The sequence below is a fragment of the Endozoicomonas sp. NE40 genome, from assembly GCF_040549045.1.
Taxonomy (GTDB): Bacteria; Pseudomonadota; Gammaproteobacteria; order Pseudomonadales; family Endozoicomonadaceae; genus Endozoicomonas_A; species Endozoicomonas_A lisbonensis.
This window is the reverse complement of record NZ_JBEWTB010000002.1, coordinates 4,207,863-4,233,404: the sequence shown is the minus strand read 5'-3', so window position 1 is coordinate 4,233,404 and position 25,542 is coordinate 4,207,863. Positions and strand designations below refer to the sequence as shown.

22 protein-coding genes and 1 pseudogene are annotated in these 25,542 nt (G+C 51.6%); 3 read left to right on the top strand and 20 right to left on the bottom strand.

Translation table 11 applies throughout. From position 1 onward, the window contains the following. The first annotated feature begins 51 nt into the window (after positions 1 to 51). Positions 52 to 2,958: a valine--tRNA ligase gene (locus V5J35_RS20200; protein WP_354008860.1), complete on the top strand. Its 2,907-nt coding sequence runs from the start codon at positions 52 to 54 to the stop codon at positions 2,956 to 2,958. An 83-nt stretch (positions 2,959 to 3,041) separates the two neighbouring features. Here V5J35_RS20200 and V5J35_RS20195 read toward each other — a convergent pair whose 3' ends face one another. The 8 genes and pseudogenes from V5J35_RS20195 to V5J35_RS20160 form a co-directional block, all read right to left on the bottom strand. Beyond that, a complete protein-coding gene (locus V5J35_RS20195; RefSeq protein ID WP_354008859.1) occupies positions 3,042 to 4,343 on the bottom strand; it encodes an anaerobic C4-dicarboxylate transporter in 1,302 nt (433 codons plus the stop codon). Positions 4,344 to 4,536: 193 nt separating this feature from the next. Further along, on the bottom strand, positions 4,537 to 6,150 hold the full coding sequence (locus V5J35_RS20190; protein WP_354008858.1) for a bifunctional aspartate transaminase/aspartate 4-decarboxylase: 1,614 nt from the start codon (positions 6,148 to 6,150) through the stop codon (positions 4,537 to 4,539). Between the two features lie 175 nt (positions 6,151 to 6,325). Continuing rightward, positions 6,326 to 7,555, bottom strand: coding sequence for an NADH:ubiquinone reductase (Na(+)-transporting) subunit F (gene nqrF / locus V5J35_RS20185; RefSeq protein WP_354008857.1), 1,230 nt, complete (start codon positions 7,553 to 7,555; stop codon positions 6,326 to 6,328). A gap of 16 nt (positions 7,556 to 7,571) precedes the next feature. Next, on the bottom strand, positions 7,572 to 8,168 hold the full coding sequence (gene nqrE / locus V5J35_RS20180) for an NADH:ubiquinone reductase (Na(+)-transporting) subunit E (protein ID WP_354008856.1): 597 nt from the start codon (positions 8,166 to 8,168) through the stop codon (positions 7,572 to 7,574). Positions 8,169 to 8,171: 3 nt separating this feature from the next. After that, on the bottom strand, positions 8,172 to 8,837 hold the full coding sequence (locus tag V5J35_RS20175; RefSeq protein WP_354008855.1) for an NADH:ubiquinone reductase (Na(+)-transporting) subunit D: 666 nt from the start codon (positions 8,835 to 8,837) through the stop codon (positions 8,172 to 8,174). Next, a complete protein-coding gene (locus V5J35_RS20170) occupies positions 8,837 to 9,631 on the bottom strand; it encodes a Na(+)-translocating NADH-quinone reductase subunit C (RefSeq protein WP_354008854.1) in 795 nt (264 codons plus the stop codon). The genes V5J35_RS20175 and V5J35_RS20170 overlap by 1 nt, the downstream gene beginning before the upstream one ends. Then, positions 9,631 to 10,828 (bottom strand): annotated as a pseudogene (locus tag V5J35_RS20165) (NADH:ubiquinone reductase (Na(+)-transporting) subunit B). Before V5J35_RS20165 ends, V5J35_RS20170 begins: the two are co-directional and overlap by 1 nt. Before the next feature lie 6 nt (positions 10,829 to 10,834). Then, a complete protein-coding gene (locus V5J35_RS20160) occupies positions 10,835 to 12,157 on the bottom strand; it encodes a Na(+)-translocating NADH-quinone reductase subunit A (protein WP_354008852.1) in 1,323 nt (440 codons plus the stop codon). Positions 12,158 to 12,951: 794 nt separating this feature from the next. On the opposite strand from V5J35_RS20160, the gene V5J35_RS20155 reads away from it, so the two are divergent. Together V5J35_RS20155 and V5J35_RS20150 are read left to right on the top strand one after the other, a co-directional pair. Continuing rightward, on the top strand, positions 12,952 to 13,515 hold the full coding sequence (locus V5J35_RS20155) for a chromate transporter (protein WP_354008851.1): 564 nt from the start codon (positions 12,952 to 12,954) through the stop codon (positions 13,513 to 13,515). A 3-nt stretch (positions 13,516 to 13,518) separates the two neighbouring features. Continuing rightward, positions 13,519 to 14,073 (top strand): chromate transporter, encoded by a 555-nt coding sequence (locus V5J35_RS20150; RefSeq protein WP_354008850.1) that lies wholly within the window; start codon positions 13,519 to 13,521, stop codon positions 14,071 to 14,073. Positions 14,074 to 14,168: 95 nt separating this feature from the next. On the opposite strand, the gene V5J35_RS20145 is transcribed toward V5J35_RS20150, so the two are convergent. The 12 genes from V5J35_RS20145 to plsX form a co-directional block, all read right to left on the bottom strand. After that, complete coding sequence (locus V5J35_RS20145; RefSeq protein ID WP_354008849.1) at positions 14,169 to 15,617, bottom strand: hypothetical protein; 1,449 nt, start codon at positions 15,615 to 15,617, stop codon at positions 14,169 to 14,171. A gap of 182 nt (positions 15,618 to 15,799) precedes the next feature. Further along, on the bottom strand, positions 15,800 to 16,576 hold the full coding sequence (locus V5J35_RS20140; protein ID WP_354008848.1) for a TatD family hydrolase: 777 nt from the start codon (positions 16,574 to 16,576) through the stop codon (positions 15,800 to 15,802). A gap of 79 nt (positions 16,577 to 16,655) precedes the next feature. Beyond that, on the bottom strand, positions 16,656 to 17,006 hold the full coding sequence (locus V5J35_RS20135; protein ID WP_354008847.1) for a PilZ domain-containing protein: 351 nt from the start codon (positions 17,004 to 17,006) through the stop codon (positions 16,656 to 16,658). Between the two features lie 66 nt (positions 17,007 to 17,072). Then, positions 17,073 to 18,068 (bottom strand): DNA polymerase III subunit delta', encoded by a 996-nt coding sequence (locus V5J35_RS20130; RefSeq protein ID WP_354008846.1) that lies wholly within the window; start codon positions 18,066 to 18,068, stop codon positions 17,073 to 17,075. Then, a complete protein-coding gene (tmk, locus tag V5J35_RS20125) occupies positions 18,068 to 18,721 on the bottom strand; it encodes a dTMP kinase (RefSeq protein WP_354008845.1) in 654 nt (217 codons plus the stop codon). Before tmk ends, V5J35_RS20130 begins: the two co-directional genes overlap by 1 nt. Then, on the bottom strand, positions 18,721 to 19,764 hold the full coding sequence (gene mltG, locus V5J35_RS20120) for an endolytic transglycosylase MltG (protein WP_354008844.1): 1,044 nt from the start codon (positions 19,762 to 19,764) through the stop codon (positions 18,721 to 18,723). The genes tmk and mltG overlap by 1 nt, the downstream gene beginning before the upstream one ends. Next, positions 19,757 to 20,581 carry an aminodeoxychorismate lyase gene (gene pabC / locus V5J35_RS20115; RefSeq protein ID WP_354008843.1) on the bottom strand — a complete coding sequence of 275 codons (825 nt, stop codon included), beginning with the start codon at positions 20,579 to 20,581 and terminating at the stop codon, positions 19,757 to 19,759. Before pabC ends, mltG begins: the two co-directional genes overlap by 8 nt. A gap of 9 nt (positions 20,582 to 20,590) precedes the next feature. Then, positions 20,591 to 21,844 (bottom strand): beta-ketoacyl-ACP synthase II, encoded by a 1,254-nt coding sequence (fabF, locus tag V5J35_RS20110; protein ID WP_354008842.1) that lies wholly within the window; start codon positions 21,842 to 21,844, stop codon positions 20,591 to 20,593. Between the two features lie 237 nt (positions 21,845 to 22,081). Beyond that, positions 22,082 to 22,315: an acyl carrier protein gene (gene acpP, locus V5J35_RS20105; protein ID WP_354008841.1), complete on the bottom strand. Its 234-nt coding sequence runs from the start codon at positions 22,313 to 22,315 to the stop codon at positions 22,082 to 22,084. Between the two features lie 268 nt (positions 22,316 to 22,583). Then, positions 22,584 to 23,330, bottom strand: coding sequence for a 3-oxoacyl-ACP reductase FabG (fabG, locus tag V5J35_RS20100; RefSeq protein WP_354008840.1), 747 nt, complete (start codon positions 23,328 to 23,330; stop codon positions 22,584 to 22,586). Positions 23,331 to 23,356: 26 nt separating this feature from the next. Further along, entirely contained in the window at positions 23,357 to 24,286 is a 930-nt protein-coding gene (gene fabD / locus V5J35_RS20095; RefSeq protein ID WP_354008839.1) for an ACP S-malonyltransferase, read from the bottom strand. Between the two features lie 245 nt (positions 24,287 to 24,531). After that, positions 24,532 to 25,536 carry a phosphate acyltransferase PlsX gene (gene plsX, locus V5J35_RS20090; protein ID WP_354008838.1) on the bottom strand — a complete coding sequence of 335 codons (1,005 nt, stop codon included), beginning with the start codon at positions 25,534 to 25,536 and terminating at the stop codon, positions 24,532 to 24,534. Positions 25,537 to 25,542 lie beyond the last annotated feature (6 nt).

The following is a 25,542-nucleotide window of genomic DNA, read 5'->3' as shown; positions in this document are numbered from 1 at the left end:
TGTATAATGCGCTGTTTATCTTATTACCCTACCCGCAAGAATCCTGTAGTTATGGAAAAAACGTTCAATCCGCACGCTATCGAGCGCACCTGGTATCAAACCTGGGAGGAAAAAGGTTATTTCGCTCCCTCCGGTGAAGGCAACCCTTACACCATCATGATCCCCCCGCCGAACGTGACCGGTAGCCTCCACATGGGGCATGCGTTCCAGGACTCCATCATGGATGCCCTGACTCGTTATCAGCGCATGAAAGGCAGTAACACCTTGTGGCAGGTGGGTACAGACCACGCAGGTATTGCCACGCAAATGGTTGTTGAGCGAAAAATCCAGGCTGAAGAAGGTAAAACCCGCCACGACTACGGCCGTGAAGCCTTTATGGACAAAGTCTGGGAATGGAAAGAAGAATCCGGCGGCACCATTACCCGCCAGCTGCGTCGTCTGGGTGCGTCCGTAGACTGGGACAACGAACGCTTCACCATGGACCCGGGCTTCTATAAAGCGGTTCAGGAAGTTTTTGTACGTTTGTACGAAGATGATCTCCTGTACCGTGGCAAGCGTCTGGTCAACTGGGACCCGAAACTGCACACCGCCATTTCCGATCTGGAAGTGGAAAACAAAGACGTTAAAGGCCACATGTGGCACCTGCGTTACCCGCTGGCCGATGGTGAGAAAACCTCAGAAGGCAAAGACCATATTGTTGTTGCCACCACCCGCCCGGAAACCATGCTGGGCGATACCGGTGTCGCCGTTAACCCGGCAGACGAACGCTACAAGGCGCTGATTGGCAAAGATATCCTGCTGCCATTGGTGAACCGTCGCATCCCCATCGTTGCCGACGAACACGCTGACATGGAAAAAGGCACCGGCTGTGTAAAAATCACTCCGGCCCATGACTTCAACGATAACGAAGTCGGCAAGCGCTGCAACCTGCCCATGATCAACATCATGACCCTGAACGGTGACATCCGCGACGCGGCAGAAACCTTCAATACCGACGGCACCGCAAGCGACAGCATCAATACATTCATTCCTGAAAAATATCACGGCATGGAGCGTTTTGCTGCCCGTAAAGCCATTGTTGCCGATATGGACGACCTCGGTCTGCTGGAAGAGATCAAGGATCACGACCTGATGGTACCTTACGGCGACCGTTCCGGCGTGGTCATCGAACCAATGCTGACCGACCAGTGGTTCGTGCGCGCCGCACCTCTGGCAGAACCTGCCATTGAAGCCGTAGAAGACGGACGTATCCAGTTTGTACCAAAACAGTACGAAAACATGTACTTCGCCTGGATGCGTGACATTCAGGACTGGTGTGTTTCCCGCCAGCTGTGGTGGGGTCACCGCATTCCAGCCTGGTACGACAACGAAGGTAACGTATTTGTAGGCCGCAACGAGGAAGAAGTTCGCCAGAAGCACAATATCGCTGCTGACATCGAGCTGAAGCAGGACAACGACGTTCTCGATACCTGGTTCTCCTCTGCCCTTTGGACCTTTGGCACCCTGGGCTGGCCGGAAATGACCGACCGCCTGAAAACCTTCCACCCGACCGATGTACTGGTGACAGGTTTTGACATTATCTTCTTCTGGGTAGCGCGCATGATCATGATGACCATGCACTTTATGAAAGACGAAGACGGCAACCCGCACATTCCGTTCAGGCACGTTTATGTAACTGGCCTGATCCGCGACGAGAACGGCGACAAAATGTCCAAGTCCAAGGGTAATGTTCTGGACCCGCTGGATATGATCGACGGTATTGATCTGGAAAGCCTGGTTGAAAAACGCTGCGGCAATATGATGCAGCCACAGCTGGCGAAAAAGATTGAAAAGCGCACCCGCAAAACCTTCGAAGACGGCATCTCCGCCCACGGCACCGATGCCCTGCGTTACACCCTGTACTCGCTGGCATCCACCGGCCGTGATATCAACTGGGATATGAAGCGCCTGGAAGGCTACCGCAATTTCTGTAACAAGATCTGGAACGCTGCCAGCTACGTGCAGATGAACACGAAGGGTGAAGACTGTGGTCAGAAAGCCGTACAGGGAAGTACCAGTGTCGCGGGAGACAGGACGTCGGAAGCGACCGGTGGAGACATTGAGCTGACCCTGGCTGACCGCTGGATCATCTCCAGACTGCAACGTCTGGAAACCCAGATCGAAAAGAACCTGGCAGACTTCCGTCTGGATCACGCTTCCCAGAATCTGTATGACTTCATCTGGAATGAGTACTGTGCATGGTATCTGGAGCTGTCTAAACCGGTTCTGTGGGACGAACAAGCACCAGAAGCCAGAAAAAGAGGCACTCGTCGTACGCTTGTACGTGTTCTGGAAACCCTGATGCGTCTTGCCCATCCGTTTATGCCATTTATCACCGAAGAAATCTGGCAGAACATCAAGGCAGAAGCGGGCGTTGAAGGCGATACCCTGATGCTGAAGTCTTACCCTGAGTGTGACGAGAGCAAGATCGACGAAAAAGCCGAGCAGGACATTGAGTGGCTGAAAGACTTTATTGTCGGTATCCGCAACATCCGTGCTGAACTGAACATTGGCCCAAGCAAGCCGCTGAACGTGATCCTGCGTAACACCTCTGCTGACGACGAAAGTCGTCTGGAAGAGAATCGCACCTTCCTGCAGGCAATGGCCAAACTGGACGACGTTCGTCTTTTGGCTGATGGTGAAGCAGCACCTATGTCCACGACTGCCCTGGTTGGCTCCATGGAAGTGCTGGTTCCCATGGCTGGCCTGATTGACAAGGACGCTGAAATTGCCCGCCTGAGCAAGGAAATTGACAAGCTGGCTAAAGAAGTCGCCCGCTTTGAAGGTAAGCTGAATAACGAGAAGTTTATCGGCAAAGCACCGGCTGCCGTGGTCGAGAAGGAGAAAGCCAAACTGGCTGACGCCCTTGATGCCCGATCCAAGCTGGAAGAACAGATGGAAGCGATTAAAGCACTTTAATCATTTCTGCTGAGCAGGCTCACGAAAGCCCCGGTTTCCGGGGCTTTCTGCTATCAGGCCGGAGTAAAATCAGATAACTATCGTCAGATAACTATCGGGGCAAGCACAAAACCAAACGACACACACAGCGTGATACACAGGGTTCCCGGCAGGAAGAACGGATGGTTAAACACCAGTTTGCCAATTCGTGTAGAGCCTGTTTCATCCATCTCAACCGCAGCCAGCAGTGTCGGGTAGGTCGGCAGTACAAACAGGGCTGATACCGCAGCGAAAGAGGCAATAGCAGTTACCGGATCAACCAGAGCCAGGGCAGCAGGCATCAGCGCCCGGGTTGTAGCAGCCTGTGAATACAGCAGCATGGAAGCAAAGAACAGAGTCACCGCCAGTAGCCACGGGTAACCAGCCAGAATATCACCAGCCATCGCCTGAATACTATCAATGTGAGCCCCCACAAACGTATTACCCAGCCATGCAACACCCAGTACACACATTGCAGCACTCATACCGGACCTGAACGTCTGAGCCTTAATAATATCGTTGGTATCAATCTTACACAGTATGACAATCATGCAGGCGGCAAACATCATAAACAGCATAATGGCTGAATCACGGGACAAAATCGGATTTTCAATCAGCCCAACCGTCGGACTGATGACTGTTGCATAAATCACCACAGCCAGAATACTGATCGCAAAAATAAGAACTGAAAGACCTGCTGTGACTTTCGGGGTTGCCCGCTCATCATGCTGACGCTTTCTGATCAGGCCCGCTGCCAGACGCTCCTGATAGATATCGTCTTTTTCAAGGTCCAGGCCCAGAAAATTGCAGACACAGGCCGTCAGCATAACCGCCAGAAAAGAAGTAGGAATAGAGATCGCCAGTAAGTCCAGATAGCCCACATTGTAGGGTTCCAGAAAATCACTGAAGACAACAATAGCAGCAGATACCGGCGATGCGGTAATCGCAACCTGAGAGGCGATTACCGCAATACTTAATGGTCGGGATGGGCGCACACCATTTTCTTTAGCCACCTCAGCGATAACCGGCAATGTTGAAAAGGCAGTATGCCCCGTGCCAGCCAGCAACGTCATAAAATAAGTGACTGCTGGTGCCAGAATGGTGATGTATCTGGGCTGGCTGCGCAGAATCATCTCTGCTCTTTTAACCAGCCAGTCCAAACCGCCCGCGACCTGTATGGAAGCAACAGCACCAATAACGGTCATAATGATGAGGATAACGTCAACAGGAATAGCACCAGGCTCAAGACCCAAACCCAGCGTGAGAATCAGAACGCCAATGGCGCCAGCAAAACCAACACCGATACTACCCAGACGGGAACCCAGATAAATACACAACAGAACGACAACCAGCTGAACCCAGACCATAAGCAGCTCCAATGACAATAAAACGAATGGCAAGCACTCTCTTGATCAACAAACGTTCAGATTTGCTCACTGAGTATAAAGCATGTCTGTGGTTATCAAGGTTTCATGTGTAAGGGCAACGATAATCAATTAAACCTGATTATCCAGTCAGTCGATACATGTTCTGTCATAACTGAGCTACCCGATACGACAGTCAACAATTCAGAGAGTGATCCCGCTCCTGACAATACTCCTGAAAAAACTCATCCAGCACCTGCCGGGCAAACTGACCAATAGCAGCATAATTAGCAATGGTCAGATTGGCGAGCGAAACCCGCACCGCAGGGACACGCACATCAAAACCAGCAGCAGGTAACAGTACAATACCCGTTTCATCAGCCAGTCGGAAAAGAAACTCTGCACAGCTGTGACGTCCCAGAAACCAGTCGGCAAAAGCCTGACCATGCAGCCGACTGGCCAGCAGCTCCAGATCCAGCAGTGTGTAATAACCCACAATGCATTCCTCCGGCTCCTCCGGAAAACCGATATTCTGGTAAAGGGTTTGATAACGGGAACGAATCAGCCGCTTGGCACCGCGTTGATAGTGGCCTTCACTGTCAATCAGGCTGCTCAGGGCAAACAGTGTCATCTGCAATTGCTGTGGCGCCGACAGCCCTGCACTGTGATGCAAAGCCACCGAACGGCTGTCCGCCACCAGTCGCTCAAGGAACGACAACTTCGCCGGTTCAGAAGATATAGAAGCGTAGCGGGCGTTTACTCCCCCATTGGCTTCATTGCCGCCCTGATCCTGCAACAACTGGTCATAAACCGTATCTTCATGCAGGGCAATCACCCCCAACCGCCAGCCTGTTGCCCCAAAGAACTTGGAAAAAGAGTAAACACACAGAGTATTGCGCGGACAGGTGGCAAACAAGGATACAAAACTGTCTGCAAAGGTTGCATAAACATCATCCGTCACCACCAACAAGTCCTGCCGTACAGTCTGGATCAGGCGCGTGATCTCCTGAAGTGATGACTGACTCAGGGCAACAGAGGGTGGATTGCTGGGATTGACAAGGCAGAGCAGCTTAATATCAGGATCATTCAGTTTACAGAGTTCATCACACGACAACTGCCAATTATTTTCCTCGTCTGCTTCCAGCTCAACTATATGCAGCTGGTAATCAGCCAGTTCCGGAATCTCGAGATAGGGCGTAAAAATCGGAGTCAGCAGTGCTATCTTGTCGCCTGCTAACAGCAAACCGTTGGCATGCAATGACTGAAAAATATAGCTCATGGCGGCCGTGCCACCTTCGGTAGCAAACAGGTGAAAATCACCACCGGCTTTCAACCCGTTGCACAACTCCTGCCGAAGGTAAGCCTTTACTACCGGCTCAAAGTATTGCAGCATCGCCATTGGCTGCGGGTAATAACAGCCCAGCGAGGCATTGACCATCTCAGCCAGCAGTTGTTCAGGCAATATGCCCAGCTGATCCTTAACCAGAGACAGCGCCGCCTGAATAAAGCGCATGCCATCAGCGTCTTCATGGTTATGGCGAAACACCTCAAAACGCTGCAACATGCCATCCGTTTCAGGCAACCCCCCAAAACCGCTGTTCAGGTAGGAGTAAGACCGCTCCGCTTCCTGCAGGGCAAATTCCCCCAGTTGCAGAAAAGCCCGCCTGGGTGCAATCGCAAGAAAATTGGGGTTGCCTCGCCCGGCATTCAGCATCATGCGATCGGCATGAGAGGAAGCAATATTAAGCAGTTGGTCCTTGAATTCAAAAGGACTGATTGACTGGGTATCATTGTCGTTTAAAGCAGACATCCTGGAAAACCGACTAGCTCCGAACTACTGAAACATAGTTCATGGTGATGAAGCTTTTCAAATTCCAGTTGCTTGCAGGTCTTATAACAAAAAATGCCGGAAGCTTTGCAGCCCCCGGCATTTTCTAAACATCTTCTGTCGTCAGACGGATGGATAAACCATCAAAGCCTTCAGCTTAACCGCCAAAGTCGTCCAGCAGAATGTTTTCAGGCTCAACGCCCTGGTCTTCCAGCATCTTGATGACTGCCTGGTTCATCATGGGTGGTCCACACATGTAGAATTCGCAGTCTTCAGGTGCTTCATGCTTGCTCAGGTAGTTGTCCAGCAGTACCTGATGAATGAAGCCGGTGTAGCCTGTCCAGTTGTCCTCAGGCAGAGGATCGGACAGCGCCAGATGCCAGGTGAAGTTTTCATTTTCTTCAGCCAGTTTGTCGAACTCTTCTACGTAGAACGCTTCACGCAGGGAACGTGCACCGTACCAGAAAGAGATCTTACGCTTGGAAGACAGACGCTTCAGCTGATCGAAGATATGGGAGCGCATTGGCGCCATACCCGCACCACCACCAACGAATACCATTTCGGCGTCGGTGTCCTTCGCAAAGAACTCACCGAATGGTCCGTATACAGCCATCTTGTCGCCTGGCTTCAGGTTGAAGACGTAAGAGGACATCTTGCCCGGTGGCAGGTGATCCTGACCCGGAGGTGGAGAAGCGATACGGATGTTGAACTTCAACAGACCCTTCTCTTCCGGATAGTTCGCCATAGAGTAAGCACGGATAGTGGTTTCGTCTACCTTGGAGGTGTACTTCCACTGGTCGAACTTGTCCCAGTCGCCACGGTACTCTTCCTGAATCTCGAAGTCCTTGTAGTGAACTTCGTGCGGAGGACATTCCAGCTGAACGTAACCACCGGCGCGGAAGTTAACGTCTTCGCCTTCAGGCAGCTTCAGAACCAGCTCTTTAATGAAAGTCGCCTGGTTGTCGTTGGAAACAACCTCGCACTCCCACTTCTTAACACCGAACAGCTCTTCTTCAACTTCGATCTTCATGTCCTGTTTTACAGCAACCTGACACGCCAGACGCCAGCCTTCCTTTTCTTCACGCTTGGTGAAGTGAGCGCGTTCGGTTGGCAGCATTTCACCGCCACCGTCCAGAACCTTACAGGTACACTGCGCACAGGTACCACCACCGCCACAGGCGGAAGGCAGGAATACACCGGAGCCGGCCAGAGTAGTCAACAGCTTGCCACCGGCAGGTGTCGTTACTGCTTTTTCCGGGTCTTCGTTGATGTCGATGGTGACATCACCGGTGCTTACCAGCTTGGAGCGAGCTGCCAGAATTACCGCTACGAGCGTCAGCACGATCACGGTAAAAATGGCTACGCCATAAATAATGTTTAAATCCATAACTTACGCGATCCTCTTACAGCTGAATGCCAGAGAAGGACAGGAAGCCCAGGGACATCAGACCAACAGTGATGAAGGTGATGCCCAGACCACGCAGACCTGCAGGCACGTCGCTGTACTTCAGCTTTTCGCGGATACCTGCCAGCGCAGCGATTGCCAGCGCCCAGCCCACACCAGAACCCAGACCGAACACAACAGATTCAGCCAGATCGTACTCACGCTGTACCATGAACAGGGAAGCACCCATGATCGCGCAGTTTACGGTGATCAACGGCAGGAACACACCCAGGGCGTTGTAGAGAGCCGGTACATATTTATCCAGGAACATTTCCAGGATCTGTACCAGGGCCGCGATCACACCGATGTAAGTGATCAGGCCCAGGAAGCTCAGGTCAACGCCTGCTACCAGCGCGCCTTCGCGCAGCACGTTCTGATAGATCAGGTTGTTTACCGGTACAGTGATGGCCAGTACAGCGGTTACCGCTACACCCAGACCCAGGGATGTTTTAACCTGCTTGGACACCGCCAGGAAGGTACACATACCCAGGAAGAAAGCCAGCGCCATGTTTTCCACGAACACTGCTTTCACAAAAAGTGAGATGAAATGTTCCACGGTTTAGTGCGCCTCGCTGAACTTAGAATTAGGAGCCATCTTGAATTCAGGCTCTTCAATCTGCCTGGCATCGTAAGTACGAATCGCCCAGATCAGCAGACCGATCAGGAAGAACGCACTGGGCGCCAGCAGCATCAGACCGTTTGGTACGTACCAGCCACCATTGTTCACGGTCTGCATGATTTCAATACCAAACAGGTTGCCCGCACCGAACAGCTCACGGAAGAATGCAACCACCAGCAGAACCGCACCGTAACCCAGACCGTTACCAAAACCGTCCAGAGCGGACAGTTGAGGACCGTTCTTCATGGCGAAGGCTTCCGCACGACCCATAACGATACAGTTGGTGATGATAAGACCTACGAATACCGACAGCTGCTTGGAGATGTCGTAAGCGTAAGCTTTCAGTACCTGATCAACCACGATTACCAGAGAAGCAATAACGGTCATCTGACAGATGATTCGAATACTGTTAGGAATGTGGTTACGGATCAGGGATACCACGAGGTTAGAGCAGGTACATACGGCGATTACAGCAATCGCCATTACCAGACTCACCTGCATGCTGGTGGTCACCGCCAGCGCAGAACAGATACCAAGGATCTGCAGCGTTACCGGGTTATTTTTTACGACCGGTTCCAGCAGGATGTCTTTAGCCTTCTCAGCCATTACGCATCTCCCGCTTTCAGGTTAGTCAGGAATGGCTTGAAGCCCTGGTCACCCATCCAGAACTGGAGCAGGTTGGACACGCCATTCGCGGTCAGGGTTGCACCTGCCAGACCATCGATCTGCTCAGACGCATTCGGGTTGGAAGGATCAACAGCGCCCTTGATTACGTGCAGAGCCACGTCACCCTTGGTGTCGTATACCTTCTTGCCAGGCCAGCGACCTTTCCAGGTTGGGTTGTCAACTTCACCACCCAGACCCGGAGTTTCCGCCTGATCGTAGAAACCAAAACCTACGACAGTGTCCAGGTCGTTGATGTCCAGGGCCAGGAAGCCGTACATGGTAGACCACAGACCATAGCCGTGTACTGGCAGCATGATGCTTTCCGTTTTACCGTCTTTCTCAATCAGGTAAACCTTGGCAACATTGGCCTGACGGTTGATGCTGGCAATGTCCTGAGAACCTTTCAGAGCACGGGACTCAGCCGGATCTTTCGCCGCAGCACGCTGATCGTAAGCAGCAATTTCCTTTTCGGAAGCCTGAACGTATTTACCGGTTTTCAGGTCAACCAGAGCAGGTCTCACCTGTGCGTACAGTTTCTCAACCTCTGCAGCATCCAGTGACTTGGCGTTTTGCGCCAGACCGGAAATGCTCAGAATGTTACGCTGTACGTCCAGAACGACGTTCTGATCCTGAATTGGCTTCAGGGACACCGCTGCAAATGACACCACGATAGAGCAGGCCAGAGACAGCAGGATGGTGACCAGCAGGGTCTTTTTAATAGAATCGTTACCCATCAGGCACGAGCCTCCCTACGCTTGATGTTGGCTTCAACCACAAAGTGGTCAATCAGCGGCGCAAACAGGTTGGCGAACAGGATAGCCAGCATCATACCTTCCGGATAAGCCGGGTTAACAGTACGAATCAGGATCACCATGACACCGATCAGGGCACCGTAGAACCAGCGACCCGTGTTAGTCATTGACGCGGAAACCGGGTCAGTGGTCATGAAAATCAGACCAAAGGCAAAGCCGCCCAGTACCAGGTGCCAGTACCACGGCAGAGCGAACATGGCGTTGGTATCGGAACCGATCAGGTTGAACAGGGTCGCAGTCGCGATCATGCCCAGCATGGTACCTGCCACAATTCTCCAGGAAGCGATGCCGGTAAACAGCAGAACCGCGCCACCAAGGAAGATCGCCAGAGTAGAGGTTTCACCCATGGAACCCTGCATGGTACCGATGAATGCCTGAGTCCAGGTCATCATGTGAGACAGAGCTTCCACACCGCCCTGCTGGGCAACGCTCAGTGCTGTCGCACCGGAGAAACCGTCAACGGCTGTCCATACCAGGTCACCGGAAATCTGTGCCGGATAAGCAAAGAACAGGAACGCACGACCTGTCAGGGCCGGGTTCAGGAAGTTCTTACCGGTACCACCGAATACTTCCTTACCGATGACAACACCGAAGGAAATACCCAGGGCTACCTGCCACAGAGGAATCGAAGGTGGAACGATCAGGGCAAACAGGATAGAGGTAACGAAGAAACCTTCGTTGACTTCGTGCTTGCGGGTGATCGCGAACAGGATTTCCCAGAGATACACCGGCCGCAAAGGTCACAATGTAAACCGGCAGGAAGTACGCGGCACCGTAGACCATGTTGTCCCACAGGCTTGCCGGGTTATGACCCGCCAGCAGGTTGATGATCCAGCCGTGCCAGTCAGATGGCGCAGCCAGACCACCGGCAATGGCAGTGTTCGCCTGGTAACCGATGTTCCACATACCAAAGAACATGGCAGGGAAGGCACAGAACCAGACGATACCCATCATACGCTTCAGGTCAACTGCGTCGCGAACGTGGGAAGTGTTGTGAGTTTTGTTTGGAACGGAGTAGAACAGAGAGTCTGCCGCTTCAAACAGTGCGTAAAACTTCTCGTACTGACCACCTTTGGTAAAGTGGGGCTCGAGAGAGTCAAGGATTTTTCTGAGTGCCATGACGGATCAGCCCTCCACTTCAATACGAGTCAGGTTGTCACGCAGGATCGGACCGTACTCGTACTTGCCCGCGCACACATAAGAGCACAGGGACAAATCTTCTTCGTCCAGTTCCAGCGCGCCCAGTTTCTGAGCCTGCTCAGTGTCGCCTACCACAATGGCACGCAGCAGCTGAGTCGCCAGAACATCCAGAGGCATCACTTTTTCATACTGACCAACCGGAACCATGGCACGCTCGCCACCGTTGGTTGTAGTCGTGAAGTCCAGATTCTTACGACCGAACAGCACTTTCAGTACAGAGTGACGCTTAACCGTTGGATTAGCCCAGCCGAGGAACAGACGCTCATCGCTGTTTTCCAGAACGGACAGCTGGTTGTGGTAACGACCCAGGAAAGCAAAAGCGCCTTCAGCGGTACGGCCACCGAATACGGAACCGGAAATCACACGGTTGGTACCGGCTTTCATTTCGCCAGCGGTCAGCTCGTCGGTGTTGGCGCCCAGACGGGTGCGAACCAGACGTGGCTTTTCAACCTGTGGACCGGCCAGGGCAACGACACGGTCAGTAAACAATTTACCGGTGGTAAACAGTTTGCCGACAGCGATGACGTCCTGATAGCTAATGGTCCAGACAGTCTTGTTAGCGCTCACAGGGTCCAGGAAATGGATGTGAGTACCAGCCAGACCTGCAGGGTGAGGACCGTCGAACTCTTCAGCAGTAGCGATGCTCGCAGGAATGCGTGCGCCCGGTGCTTTACACAGGAAGATCTTGCCGCCGCTCAGTTTGCCCAGAACAGTGATACCGGTCTCAAACGCTTCCTTGTGCTCAGCGATAACCACTTCCGGGTTTGCTGCCAGAGGGTGAGTGTCGATAGCGGTCACAAAGACAGAGTTCGGACGGGAACCCAGCTCAGGCACTTTGCTGAACGGACGGGTGCGCAGTGCAGTCCACAGACCGGACTCGTTCAGGTTCTCCTGAACCTGCTCGGCAGTCAGACCAGCCAGCTCTTCAGTTTTGTAGGCAGTAAAGGTTTCTTCTTCGTTGCCATCGATATCGATTACAACAGACTGAAGAACACGCTTTTCACCACGGTTCACAGCAGCAATGGTGCCACTGGCAGGAGCGGTGTAACGCACTCCTGGTGTTTTTTTGTCGGTAAAGAGCAGTTGCCCTTTTTTAACTCGATCTCCAGCAGCGATCGCCATCGTAGGCTTCATGCCTACGTAGTCAGAACCGATCACAGCGACGGAGCGTACCGCTCGGCCCTCTGTAATGGTCTGTTCAGGCGATCCTGAAATCGGGAGATCCAGCCCCTGTTTGATTTTGATCATACCTTTCGCCTAATCAATCAATTTTCAGGTCAGGAATAACCCGCCTCTCCGATGAACGACAAATGACAACCAATCCTCGCTAGAACAGCACTTGTTTGAGCAACACTTGTTTTAACAACACTTGCCTGAACACGTGTTTTGATCAAAGCCCTGACCAGTACGCAAAAAAAGACTCTGCCCACATTAAATCCGGGGAGGAGTCTTTCGCCGCATTTTCAGGGCTGTAGACGCTTTTTTTATTCACACCTAATCCACTTCAGCTTTTGTTGCACTGAGACTACTGTTGCGCTGAGACTAGCGACGGTCTGGTACTATCTTTGCCCCGGTACTATCGTTGCTCCGGTACTACAGCCTGTCGTTACGCGCCCTGCCTCAATAATCAGTCAATCGTTCCTGACTATCGTTCCAAAAGGATGCCAAAAAAGGGGTTCAAAAAATCTGCCTGTCGTCCCTGTCTGTCTTTTATCAATTCACCATGGAAAAATGGTCGCGCAATTATAAAGAGACTGGCCGTGATATTCCATACTCCTCATGCCTCTGATTGACATATTATTTACTTTTCATTTTAACTTTTCAGGAAATGTACGATCATTAACTGTGCCTTACGCTTAACTTCTGTACAGAAAAGAAACAATCGTAAACACAACACCGTTACAAATAGCATTTGCCCAAACACCGCCCTTTAAACAAATAAGCGAGCAGTGCAAAAACAATGCTTGATTCTCGTCACTCCCTTTTACTCCCTTCATCTATATAATTCCCTCCCCTCTTTCATGACGACATCAGAACAATTCATGCTGCTGAAACTGTTTTTAACTTTTTTTAGACTGGGCGCAGTCACCTTTGGTGGTGGTTACGCCATGATGGCACTGCTCGAACAGGAGCTGGTAGAAAACAATGAATGGATGACCGGCGAGGAGTTGCTGGAAATCACAGCGATCGCCCAGATCACTCCCGGCACCATTGCCATAAACGCTGCTACCTTTGTTGGACGACGCATGGCGGGTATTCCCGGCGCTGTTACCGCTTCTGCTGCGGTAGTTCTGCCGCCACTGCTGATCGTTGGCTTTCTTGCCAGCTACCTGCCTGTCTGGCTGAACCTGCCCTGGTTGCAGGGGGCTTTTCTGGGAATGCGTTATGCCGTTGCTGCCCTGATTTTTCATGCAGCAGTCAAAATGCTCTGTTCCAACGTAACCACCGCACTGGGGCGTGCTCTTTTTTCCGCAGCATTCCTTGCCCTGCTGCTGACACCCGTACACCCACTGATGATAATTCTTGTGGGCGGTGCTGTAGGCATGAGCTTATACGCCGGTAACGCTCTGCCGGATCAGAATACAGTGGCAAAAGGGAGTCAGTAAGCCATGGTCTTTATTAATCTGTTTTTTGCCTTCTTCCGAATCGGCTTGCTCAGCTTTGGCGGCGGCCTGGCAATGATCCCCATGTACCTGACTGAAGTTGAGAAGCATGGCTGGATGACCCAGAGCGAATTCATGGACATTGTCGCGGTTTCCCAGATGACACCCGGCCCCATTGCCGTGAATATGGCCAGTTATGTCGGCAGCAGCGCAGCTGGCTGGGCCGGGGCGATAGTGGCTACTACTGCACTGGCATTACCCTCTGTGCTGGTTATTCTGGCATTGACCACCGTTTTAAGCCGCCTGAAGGACAACCCCTGGAAAAACGCTTTTTTCTTTGGCATCAAGTCCGCCGCCATGGCGCTGATTTTCTATGCAGGCTGGCTGATTGCCAGCGACACCCTGTATGCCAGCCTTAATGAAGGGCAATGGATGACAGCAGCCAAAGGGTTACTGATCGCTGGCGGCTGCTATCTGACCAGAACCTGCTGGTCGAAACTGGAGCCGGTTTTGTTGATACTGGTCTCAGGTGTCATTGGTGCAATTTTCTTTGGTGCCTGATATCTTGAAGCGTCGGTTTTTCTTACCGCAGAGAGCAACTTAGGAGGGGCATTTTTCTATGCCCCACCAGAGAGAGAACCTTTTTCACCAGGTTATTACCACCTGGTCTCTTCCAGCGCTCGTTTAAAGAGCTTGAGTTTTGCTGGAACCTCGTCACCCGGCCTGAATATCCATCGAAGTCTTTTCAACTGCAACTCATCGGGATTTTCGAATATTGCGGCAACCAGCTCTTCGATTGTCCATCCAGAGTCCAACCTTGTATTCAATAACGTTGTAACAAGAACGCTCCGAAGCTGCTGCTCCCGATTCTGGGAAGGGCGCTCTTCAGCCATATCCAGCTCCGCATTTATTGCCTGAGTTGTAATATCCGAACGTAGCTGCGAAATACGCTCTTGCTGTCTGAGTCGTTCTGCCTCCTGCTGCTGCCTGAGTTGTTCCTCCTGCTGTTTTTGATCAGACTGACACTGAGGACCATCACTTCGACAATATTCTTCACAGCTTCCCTCCCTGCCATCTGGTTTTAAATAAATATTTTTATTAGCTTTAGGTTTAGCTTTTTTAGCTTTTTTAGCTTTTTTAGCTTTAGGTTTTTTAGCTTTAGGTTTTTTAACTTCAGACTGCCCATGGGCAGCCGCCGCTATATTAGAACCTGATAAGGCGGAGTAAATCCTCTTAGCCCGATAGGCACCAACACCTAGAGCAACAATGGTGGCATATACCGCAGGCTCACTTATCAACTTGGTAATATTATTTGCTGATGGCAGGTAACCGGATAAAAAATAGAGCAATTGACTCCACGTCACTGGCTTTGGCTTTGGAGCCAAAGTTGCACTTTGCCACGTATAGTTGCTCTCAGCTGTTACTTCAACCAGCTTTCCAAAGCCAGCAAGATCAAGAAATTTAAAACCATGCTCATGAATTAGCAGATAAATACCCTGATCGAGATAAGCGACAAGAAAACCAATCCCTCTTGTTTTGTCGGAGCTGGGTTGAACCATTAACCAAATATTACCGAAGCTATGTTTATTATCATGCAAACTTACTCGCAATCTTGTTTCAATGAGTACACGATTTGTGCGTTTACCAACGGGCTGAAAGGTATCCTGGAAAATATAATCCACAGCTGCTTTTGTATGAACATGCCTCTCACCTTTCTGATCAGGTGCTGACAATACTTCCGGAACAGTACGACCAACACTACTTTCAATAACCTCACCCATTCGCTTAATGGCGGATTGCAGCGCAATATCGGACTGTTTGTTATTAGCACCTTTCCCAAGCAAAATTTTTAGAGGCATAATCCCGGACCAGTCAGCCTCCAGGCTTAAATCAAATCCATCAAGCCACTCCTGATCTGGCGTCACTACATACCTTACCGGGTGCTCAAAGGGGCCATTAGCTTCCCCGGTAGTTGTAATAACCGTGGCACTCATTTCTTCAATTAAACAAGAATGCTGATAGTCACTACCCTCAGAAATCACCGCTTTTAACAACAAAGCTGCAAAAAACAGAAAACGTCCGGTATGACGAATATTTATTGTCATTCACTGTCCCTCTTCACCCTGAGATAGAGTATTTATACAGAGTCGAATAATGAATTGGATGTGTTATTGACGAAAGAAGAGTAGACGATTTTTTACCATCAGGAAAAACAAATTCAGGCAGGATAACTCAGGGCATAATTAACCCTGCCCGGAACAGGCAAGGTCATGCAGGACTTAATGAATCAGCTTGCCAGAGAAAACAGTTTAAAAAAGTTTTCCGCCGTCTTCTGAATAAGAGTTTCTTCGGAAACACCTTTAAGCGAAGCCACAAACCTTGCGACATCCGGCAGATATTTTGGTTCGTTGGATTTACCCCGGTGAGGTACCGGAGCCAGATAGGGTGAATCAGTTTCAATCAACAGCCGATCCATAGGCATTTTTCTAACCACATCGCGCAGAGCGTCAGCATTGCGGAAAGTCACAATGCCGGAAACAGAGATATAAAAATTCATATCCATGGCCGCTTTCGCCATATCCCAGCTTTCGGTAAAACAGTGCAGAACACCTGAACATTCTTGATCAGCATGCTCATCCAGCAGCGCCAGAGTATCTTCACGGGCGTCACGGGTATGAATAATCACAGGCAGAGAGCACTGTCTGGCTGCTTCCAGATGAGTGATAAAACGCTGTTGCTGAGTTGGAATGTTGTCTTTGGAATAATAGTAATCCAGACCCGTTTCACCGATAGCAACAACATGATTATCACTGGCCAGATGAACCAGCTGCTCCAGCGAAGGTTCAGGCTTATCTTTTTCCAGAGGATGAACACCGACAGAAGCAAAGACATCGTCGTAACGGCTGGCAATATCAACAACTGCACCGGCATTGTCCATATCAATACCGATACACAGCATCCTTTCCACACCCGCGTCACGGGCCGCCTGCACAGCACGATCAAGATCGCCATCGTATTGATCCAGCTTCAGCCGGTCGAGGTGGCAATGAGAGTCAATCAACATAAATCATCTAAATCCACATGAATAAGCTGTAGTTTAAGAGATTTATGATCAAAAAACAGCCATCAAAAATAAAGAGGAGTCACATCGTACTGTTGGGCCGATCCGATTGCAGCGAGCCCGTCAGGTACGTTTCAATTTTAGAGCGAACAGCGTCGGTAGGGTCGGTAAACTGAACACCAATCCCCGCTTCCCGTCCGCCCTGAGCGCCGACAGGCGTTACCCAGATCACTTTCCCCGGAACCGGGATTTTTTCAGGCTCATCCATCAGCGACAGCCGGATAAACACCTCATCACCCAACTGGTAAGAACGGGACGTTGGTATAAACAGACCGCCTCCGGAGATATACGGCATATAGGACGCATAAAGCGAGGAAGAGTCCTTAATAGTCAGGGACAAAATCCCTGACATCCCACCTTTCCCACGGTTCATTATGGCTTTCCTCTCTTATTGTTCTTTTTAGCTCATAGTGTTTGAGACCGCCTGAAGCACCGGGATTCAGACGACTAAATCAAGGTATCGGCAGAACACCCCTTCCATCAACATCTGCGCATTCAGGTTGCCCCCCTCCAGCAGGGATTGCCGCTGTTTTATCAACCAGTCCCGCGTCTCCAGTATCCGCCTTGAAGGCGATTTACCGGCAATATAGTCCAGCATCTTGAGCAGATCCTGATTACGCAACCCAGTGGCATCACTGCCTGCAAGACTCACTTTAACCGCATCATCCAGCCAGCTTCCCAGCCAGCTGAGGGTCAGCACCAGATCTGCGTCCTGCCATTCCTTAGCCAGTTCCACCGGGGATCGCTCGCCTTTTAACAGCCCTTTCACCCCTTTCACCAACCCCTGTCGTTTATCAAGCACACCCTGCTCCGCAAACCGTCTTGCCTCCAGTGGCGCACCACCGACCAGATCCAGCAGGGTTCCGGATGACAGGCTTTCATCCAGGCACTGACCCAGCCAGTTCAGGGCTGACACACGATCAGGACAGGGAAACATCAGCTGCTGACAGCGGCTGCGAATGGTGGGCAACATATCGCCAGCACGAGCACTGACCAGCAGGAACAGAGTGTCTTCACCAGGCTCTTCCAGACACTTCAGCAGCGCATTGGCAGCGTTCACATTCATCGCTTCAGCCGGGTTCATAATGATCACTCTCCGTCCACCCTGCTGCGCCGTTTTATGGGCAAACTCAGTTAACCTGCGGATTTTATCAATACGAATCGGCCTGCCCGGCTCATCCGGTTCTATAATCGCAATGTCAGGATGAGTACCGGCTTTCAGCAGCTCACACTCCTTGCAGTGACCACAGTGCCGAAACTGTGCCGGAGATTTGCACAGCAGATAAGCAGCCAGCGCCCTGGCAAACTGGAACTTGCCCACACCCGTCATGCCCCGCAGCAGGTAAGCATGCGCCAGCGTGTCACGCTGGCTGCGGGTCACCATCTGCCGCCACAGACCGTCCTGCCAGGGCAACGGGTTCCAGTTATCAGCCATCAACGATCTCCCAGCCGACGCTCCAGCGCCTTAATCAACTGCGCTTTAACTGCTTCCAGCGGCTGTCCGGCATCAATCACTTCAAACTGTTCCGGGAATTGCCGGGCTCGTTCCAGATAGGTGTTACGCACACGGTTAAAGAAATCCATCGCTTCCTGTTCGATGCGATCCAGTTTGCCGCCCTGCTCCATGGCACGATGACGAGCACGCGCCAGCCCCACTTTCGGTTCAACATCCAGCAGAACGGTCATATCCGGGCGGCGTTCGCCCTGCACCAGGGTTTCAAGGGTTGCAATCTGCTGAACATCCAGCTGCCGGCCTCCGCCCTGATAAGCAAAGGTGGCATCGGTGAAGCGGTCACACAACACCACCTGGCCACGCTCCAGCGCCGGTTCAATGTTGTGGAAAAGGTTCTGGGAACGGGCTGCAAACATCAACAGCAGTTCGGTAATATCCGCAACCTGCTCATCACCATGATCCAGCAACAACCCGCGCAGATTTTCAGCCATCGGCGTACCACCCGGTTCACGGGTTTCTGTAAACTCAATGCCGCGACTGTCCAGCCACTGCTTAATCACATTTACCGCCGTGGTTTTACCTGCACCTTCGCAACCTTCAATGGTCAGAAAAAATCCTGTGTTGGCTGATGCCATTACTGTGCCTCCAGGGTCGAACGATAGTCCCCTCTGCGTTCAACTATTTGATACTTTCGCACGGCGCGATTATGTTCCGCCAGTGTTTCTGAAAAATGATGCGTCCCGTCACCCCTGGCAACGAAATAAAGCGTTGTACCGTCTTTCGGATTTAATGCAGCATTGATCGCTTCCCGCCCTGCCAGGGCAATAGGCGTCGGAGGCAAGCCGTGTCGTGTATACGTGTTGTAGGGCGTATCTTCGCGCAACATGCGACGGGTCAGGCGCCCCTGATAACGATCACCCATCCCGTAAATCACCGTAGGGTCGGTCTGCAGGCGCATACGCTTGCCCAGACGACGGACAAAGACACCGGATATTTCCGGACGTTCCCACTCTGCACCAGTTTCTTTTTCAATCAGCGACGCCATGATTAACGCCTCGTAAGGGGTTTCATAAGGCAGATCATCACTTCTGGCTTCCCACTCTTCTGACAGCACACTGCTCATACGAGCATTCGCCCGGCGAAGAACCGACTCAACCGTGTCCCCGGACTCAAAAAAGTAAGTATCGGGGTAGAACTGTCCTTCCGGATTACCTTCAATGTCCAGCTCTGCCAGCAACTTTTGCAAAGCATCGTCATCCAGAGGCTGTGACAATTTTTCATGCCCGTTCAGCGCCTGTAACGCTTCACCCACCGTAGAGCCTTCAACCAGCACCACCTCGTAATAACGTACATCGCCGCTGACAAACATCTGCAACAGCTCATGCTTGTTGATACCACCGGGAATCAGATAGTCACCGGCGTGAATACCACCGGCCACATTATCAATACGCGCCAGCAGCCTCATCACCTGGGGATACTCAATCCAGCCTGCATCGGACAGACGGCTGGCAACGCGAATCAGGGAATCACCAGGACGAATGGTAAACTCCAGCACCTCATCCGGATTCTCTCTCAGAGGCTGTTCGGCGTACCAGTTCAGGCTCATCCAGGCCAGACCCGCCAATAAAATCAATGTAAAAAACCCGCTGAAGACCCCCAGCAGTAACTTCCTAACCATTCAATACTTCCAGAACACGATCCCTGACGGTTGCCGTTACCACACCCACCTGCCAGCTGATATCCCTGTAGCGGGCAACAGGCCAGACTCCGTTAACACTGTTACAAACAAACACTTCATCAGCATCCAGCAGAGCCGGCTCGTCCAGTTCTTGAACCATAACCGATATTCCCCAGCCAGATGCCTGACGCAAAATAAATTCACGACAAACGCCGCTTACCCCGCAACGATCCAACGCCGGGGTGTATAGAGTACCATTTTTAACCAGAAACAGGTTGGACATTGTACCTTCAACCAGCAAACCATCCAGATCCAGCATTAACCCTTCCTGAAACTCTGTACCGCCCCACTCAGCCCTTGCCAGTACGTTTTCCAGACGATTCAGGTGTTTCATTCCCGCCAGACTATTATGACCAAGGCGAGCTGAGCAGGGATAAAGGGTGATACCGGCATTGCGATTACTGTCCGGATGCTTCGGCAGAGCATGAAAAGAGAGAATCCGCCTCGCCCCGGAACAGCCCGCCGGATTATAACCACGGCCGCCGCTACCCCGGGTGATCAGTACTTTTAACACCCCGTCAGGTGACGACTGTAGCGACAGGAAAGTCGCCACCTCACTCATCAGCAGCTCAATATCGACCGCTATATCCAGTCGGTTCAGGCTGTTTTCCAGTCTCTGCCAGTGCAACTCTGGCAACGTAAGGTCACGTTTTATAACCCGAACCGTTTCAAACAGCCCATCCCCGTAAGCCAGCCCCCGGTCAGTCACCGGTATGCTGCTGACAGGCTCACCATCAACCCAAAAATCTGTTGTCATCAGTAAAAATTAATTCAGCCTGGAGAATGCCAGAGTAATATTGGTGCCACCAAAACCAAATGAATTGGTCAGCACATGCTCAGCCTGAATCCTGCGGAATGTATCCGGCACATAATCCAGGTCACAGGCTTCGTCAGGATTCACCAGATTAATCGTGGGAGGAGCCAGCTGTTCCCGCAAAGACTTAATGGCAAAAACCGCTTCCAGCGAGCCGGCAGCACCGAGCAGATGTCCGGTCATCGACTTGGTAGAACTTATCGCCAGTTTATGGGCATGAGCACCAAACACTTTATGAATCGCCCGGGTTTCAGCAATATCCCCCACAGGCGTTGAAGTACCGTGCGCGTTAATATACGACACTTGGTCAGGTTTCAGGCCCGCATCATCAAGAGCCGACTGCATGGCCCGGGCAGCACCACGACCGTCTTCAGGTGGAGATGTCATATGATGAGCATCGCCACTCATGCCAACACCACTGAGTTCTGCATAAATAGTTGCACCACGACGAACGGCATGTTCATACTCTTCCAACACCACAACGGCTGCACCATCGCCCAATACAAAGCCGTCCCGGTCTTTATCCCAGGGGCGACTGGCCAGCTCCGGCTCATCGTTTCGGCTCGACAATGCCCGGGCTGCTGCGAAACCGGTCATTCCCAGTGCAGAAGAACCTTTTTCAGTACCGCCAGCCACCATCACGTCAGCATCGCCGTAAGCAATAGTCCTGGCTGCCAGCCCAATGGAGTGAGACCCACTGGCGCAGGCAGTCGAGGTGGCGAAATTAGGTCCCTGAAGGTTGTAGGTCATGGAGAGCCAGCCCGCTGCCATATTAATAATGGCGGCAGGAATAAAAAACGGGGAAATACGACGCGGTCCGCTTTTCTGCAGGGTATCGTAGTTATTCTCAATCGTGGTCAGACCACCAATTCCGGAACCAATAGCCACACCATAGCGGTGGGCGTTGTCCTCCGTAATAAGTCCTTCTGTATCCAGCCCGGCATCTTTGATCGCCTCAATTCCTGCCACCATACCGTACTGTATAAACACGTCCATTTTGCGGGCATCTTTGGGATTCATAAAATCCCCGGCCTGAAAATTTTTCACCGTACCGCAGATTTTGACGCTGTAGTTTTCAGTATCCAGATGCTCAATGGCATGAATACCACTCTGCCCCGCCAGCACTGATTGCCAGCTCTGGGCCACACCGATACCCACTGGACACAAAGTACCAAGACCAGTAACAACGACTCTTCTGTGTGACAAGACCAACCTCCCGGAAATACTTTTTTAAAAAACCTTATTTGCTGTTTTACAAACCCTTTGCAGCTGCATGGGTTGGGAACAGCGTAATTCAAGTTTGTTGAAATCTGATTTCACCAGAAATGAAGAATAATTTATGTTTTTAAAATGTTACTGACTGGCGACTTACACACCACGAAAAACAAAAACCGCACACAAATCAATGTGTGCGGTTTTTATTGGCATGCAACCAGGACTTGATCAGGAGTGGGCTACGACGTAGTCGATAGCTTCCTGAACAGTGGTGATTTTCTCAGCTTCTTCATCAGGAATCTCAGTTTCGAATTCCTCTTCCAGAGCCATCACCAGCTCAACAGTGTCCAGAGAGTCCGCGCCCAGATCCTCTACGAAAGACGCACTGATGGTGACTTCCTCTTCTTTTACGCCAAGCTGTTCGCAAACGATCTTTTTGACGCGCTCTTCAATGGTGCTCATAACCTAGTTGTGCTCCTGTCGATATTCGATAGCGATGCCAAAAAGAGCCCGGCATCGCGGTCAGTTACTTTATATGATCGATTACGGTAATTTCAAGCCAAGCCCTGTGGATTTACCGTAAATCGAGACATTTGTTTCAAATTGGTGCGCTAATTTTGCACTCACTGACGACCGGTTACAAACACTTTTCAGTGCAACCGGTGAATTATCAAACCATTGTCTGGTTATTCAACAATTCAGTGCAGCCAAATGCTTATAGCCAAACACTTTAACCCATGTACATGCCGCCATTTACATGCAGCGTTTCTCCGGTGATGTAACCGGCTGGCTCGCTGGCCAGAAAAGCTACGGCAGCAGCGATTTCTTCCGGCTGTCCGAGGCGCGCCGCCGGAATCTGGCTCTGCAGCGCCTCACGCTGAGCTTCTGGCAACTCTTTGGTCATATCCGTGTCGATAAACCCTGGCGCCACTGAGTTCACCGTAATATTACGGGAACCCACTTCTTTAGCCAGTGACCGGGCAAAGCCTTCAGCCGCTGCCTTGGTAGCCGCGTAGTTGGACTGACCACCATTACCCATGGAACCCACCACAGAGCTGATATTGATAATGCGACCCCAGCGGGCTTTTGTCATACCGCGCAGTACTGCCTTACTCATGCGATAAATGGCGTTCAGATTGGTGTCGATCACCGACGCCCACTCGTCATCCTTCATACGCATCAGAATATTGTCACGGGTGATACCGGCATTGTTCACCAGAATCTGCGGCGCGCCAAATTCTTCAGTCACCGCTTTCACAACCGCTACGCAATCATCCGCCGAAGTCACATTCAACGCCATGCCACAGCCGCGAATATCAGCATCATCAAAGGTGGCAGAAATCTTCTCAGCACCACTGTCAGTGGTCGCAGTACCTACAACAATGGCACCCTTTCGCCCCAGTTCCAGTGCAATCGCCCGGCCAATCCCCCGGCTGGCACCCGTAACAAGTGCTACTTTCCCTTCAAAATCAGACATACTTTCGCGTCCTGAGTCATTAATCATTATTCTGCCAGCAGCTCATCAAAAGCTGCCGCCGATTCCAGCACAGACACCGGGGTGCGACGAACAATACGCTTGTTCAAACCAGCCAGCACCTTGCCCGGACCGCACTCAACAAAACGCGCCACACCTGACTCGCTGAAACGGCTGATGGTTTCTACCCAGCGAACAGGACTGTATAACTGCGCCACCAGATTGCTGCGAATCTGATCCGGATCAGAACACGTATCAGCCGTCACATTGTGAATCACTGGTATTTCGGGCGCCTTCAGCTCAACGGACTGCAATTCTGTCGCCAGCTTTTCGGCAGCCGGCTTCATCAGGGCGCAATGGGAAGGTACACTGACGGGCAACAACATGGCACGCTTGGCTCCCGCCTCTTTCGCCAGCCCCGCTGCACGCTCAACCGCCTTAACATGACCGGCAATAACGACCTGTCCCGGAGAGTTGAAGTTCACGGCTTCAACCACTTCACCCTGAGCCGCTGCGGCACAGACCTCCAGTACTGCGTCATCATCCAGGCCCAGTACCGCTGCCATGGCACCTGTCCCCTGAGGTACAGCTTCCTGCATAAACAGGCCACGCTGACGCACAATACGTACGGCGTCTACAAACTCCATGGCACCCGCGCAGACCAGCGCCGAGTACTCGCCCAGACTGTGTCCGGCCATGAAGGCAGGTTTGATGCCATCAGACTTCTGTTCCCATAAACGCCACAGGGCAACACTGGCCGTCAGCAGCGCAGGCTGGGTATTTTCAGTCTGGTTTAAAACGTCGGCAGGACCTTCTGTTATCAGGCTGAGCAGGTCAAAGCCCAGTACTTCGGAAGCTTCCGCAAAGGTCTGCTGTACGACAGGCGTTTCGATATGTTCAGCCAGCATGCCGACTGACTGTGATCCCTGGCCCGGGAAGATAAATGCAAGTTTATCCATGATTGCTTTGGGTCGTGTCCAGAAAAAACTCAGGCAATTATAGAAAAAGTCGAAGGACAGGTGCGTAATTTTATGTTTCCGTCTACCTGCAAAACGTACCAGAACGCTGGCTACGATTACACGAGACTTACAAGAAGACTCACAAGCAGGCTTACACAGACGCAAGCTAGGAGCCTGTCCGAGAATAGGCTCCCAGGAAACAAACCAGAAAACAGGCAGAGAGACAAACAGCAGCCTGACACCGGTCAGAGCAGCATTTTCTCCACATCAGCCGCCAGTCTGGCAGGCACTTCCTTACCAGCTTCCCGGACTGCCTGACAAATGGCCCGGTAGAAGCCCTTTTCATCGGCACCGCCATGACTCTTGATCACAGTTCCCTGTAAACCAAGCAGGCTGGCACCATTATGTAATTCCGGATCAACCTTGCGGTTGAATTCTTTGAGAATGGGGGAGAGTAATACAGCCAGTCCTTGCGTGACAAGGTTTCGACTGAATATCTCGGTCAGCGTGTCAGCAATCAGGCTGGCCACACCTTCTCCGGTTTTCAGGGCAATATTACCGGCAAAACCGTCACACACCACCACATCGACACGGTCTGAAAAAATATCATGCCCTTCGATATAGCCAATGTAATTTAACTGCTTATGCTCATTCAGCAGCTGATGCGCGATACGGACCCGCTCGTTGCCTTTTATTTCTTCTGTCCCAACGTTTAGCAGGCCAATTCTCGGCCGGTCGATACCATGCGCCGCATTCGCCAGCTGAGACCCCATAATGGCAAACTGAAAAAGCTGCATGGAGGTACAGTCAACATTAGCCCCAACGTCCAGCAGCAAAGTACTGCCGTTTCGACTGGGTACGCTGGCGGCAATCGCCGGACGATCCACACCGGCAAAGGTTTTCAGGACAAACCGCCCCATCGCCATCAACGCGCCGGTGTTACCTGCCGACACACAGGCATCTGCACGTCCGTCAGACACGCACTCCAGTGTCTGCCACATTGAAGAATGCCGCTTGGTTCGCAAAGCAAGGGAAGGTTTATCATCCATTGCCACTGTGGCATCAGCATGAATCAGAGAGAGTCGACCCCGGTCATAATACCCGACATCGTTAAGGTAGGATTGCAGCAGATCGTTATCACCGACCAGCAGGAGTTCGAGATAATCGTATTTGTTTAACGCCCTGAGTGCCGCCCGGATACGTGAACGGGGACTTTCGTCCCCGCTCATAATATCAAGTGCGACCCGCATTCTCTG

What these genes read in the sequence shown, in the direction of transcription:
- fabG (WP_354008840.1), bottom strand. Translation starts at nt 23,330, where the DNA reads ATGTCTGATTTTGAAGGGAAAGTAGCACTTGTTACGGGTGCCAGCCGG.
- V5J35_RS20130 (WP_354008846.1), bottom strand. Translation starts at nt 18,068, where the DNA reads ATGGCTGATAACTGGAACCCGTTGCCCTGGCAGGACGGTCTGTGGCGG.
- tmk (WP_354008845.1), bottom strand. Translation starts at nt 18,721, where the DNA reads ATGGCATCAGCCAACACAGGATTTTTTCTGACCATTGAAGGTTGCGAA.
- mltG (WP_354008844.1), bottom strand. Translation starts at nt 19,764, where the DNA reads ATGGTTAGGAAGTTACTGCTGGGGGTCTTCAGCGGGTTTTTTACATTG.
- V5J35_RS20160 (WP_354008852.1), bottom strand. Translation starts at nt 12,157, where the DNA reads ATGATCAAAATCAAACAGGGGCTGGATCTCCCGATTTCAGGATCGCCT.
- acpP (WP_354008841.1), bottom strand. Translation starts at nt 22,315, where the DNA reads ATGAGCACCATTGAAGAGCGCGTCAAAAAGATCGTTTGCGAACAGCTT.
- fabD (WP_354008839.1), bottom strand. Translation starts at nt 24,286, where the DNA reads ATGGATAAACTTGCATTTATCTTCCCGGGCCAGGGATCACAGTCAGTC.
- V5J35_RS20170 (WP_354008854.1), bottom strand. Translation starts at nt 9,631, where the DNA reads ATGGGTAACGATTCTATTAAAAAGACCCTGCTGGTCACCATCCTGCTG.
- V5J35_RS20175 (WP_354008855.1), bottom strand. Translation starts at nt 8,837, where the DNA reads ATGGCTGAGAAGGCTAAAGACATCCTGCTGGAACCGGTCGTAAAAAAT.
- V5J35_RS20195 (WP_354008859.1), bottom strand. Translation starts at nt 4,343, where the DNA reads ATGGTCTGGGTTCAGCTGGTTGTCGTTCTGTTGTGTATTTATCTGGGT.
- V5J35_RS20150 (WP_354008850.1), top strand. Translation starts at nt 13,519, where the DNA reads ATGGTCTTTATTAATCTGTTTTTTGCCTTCTTCCGAATCGGCTTGCTC.
- pabC (WP_354008843.1), bottom strand. Translation starts at nt 20,581, where the DNA reads ATGACAACAGATTTTTGGGTTGATGGTGAGCCTGTCAGCAGCATACCG.
- V5J35_RS20135 (WP_354008847.1), bottom strand. Translation starts at nt 17,006, where the DNA reads ATGAACCGTGGGAAAGGTGGGATGTCAGGGATTTTGTCCCTGACTATT.
- V5J35_RS20155 (WP_354008851.1), top strand. Translation starts at nt 12,952, where the DNA reads ATGCTGCTGAAACTGTTTTTAACTTTTTTTAGACTGGGCGCAGTCACC.
- nqrF (WP_354008857.1), bottom strand. Translation starts at nt 7,555, where the DNA reads ATGGATTTAAACATTATTTATGGCGTAGCCATTTTTACCGTGATCGTG.
- plsX (WP_354008838.1), bottom strand. Translation starts at nt 25,536, where the DNA reads ATGCGGGTCGCACTTGATATTATGAGCGGGGACGAAAGTCCCCGTTCA.
- V5J35_RS20190 (WP_354008858.1), bottom strand. Translation starts at nt 6,150, where the DNA reads ATGTCTGCTTTAAACGACAATGATACCCAGTCAATCAGTCCTTTTGAA.
- V5J35_RS20200 (WP_354008860.1), top strand. Translation starts at nt 52, where the DNA reads ATGGAAAAAACGTTCAATCCGCACGCTATCGAGCGCACCTGGTATCAA.
- V5J35_RS20145 (WP_354008849.1), bottom strand. Translation starts at nt 15,617, where the DNA reads ATGACAATAAATATTCGTCATACCGGACGTTTTCTGTTTTTTGCAGCT.
- V5J35_RS20140 (WP_354008848.1), bottom strand. Translation starts at nt 16,576, where the DNA reads ATGTTGATTGACTCTCATTGCCACCTCGACCGGCTGAAGCTGGATCAA.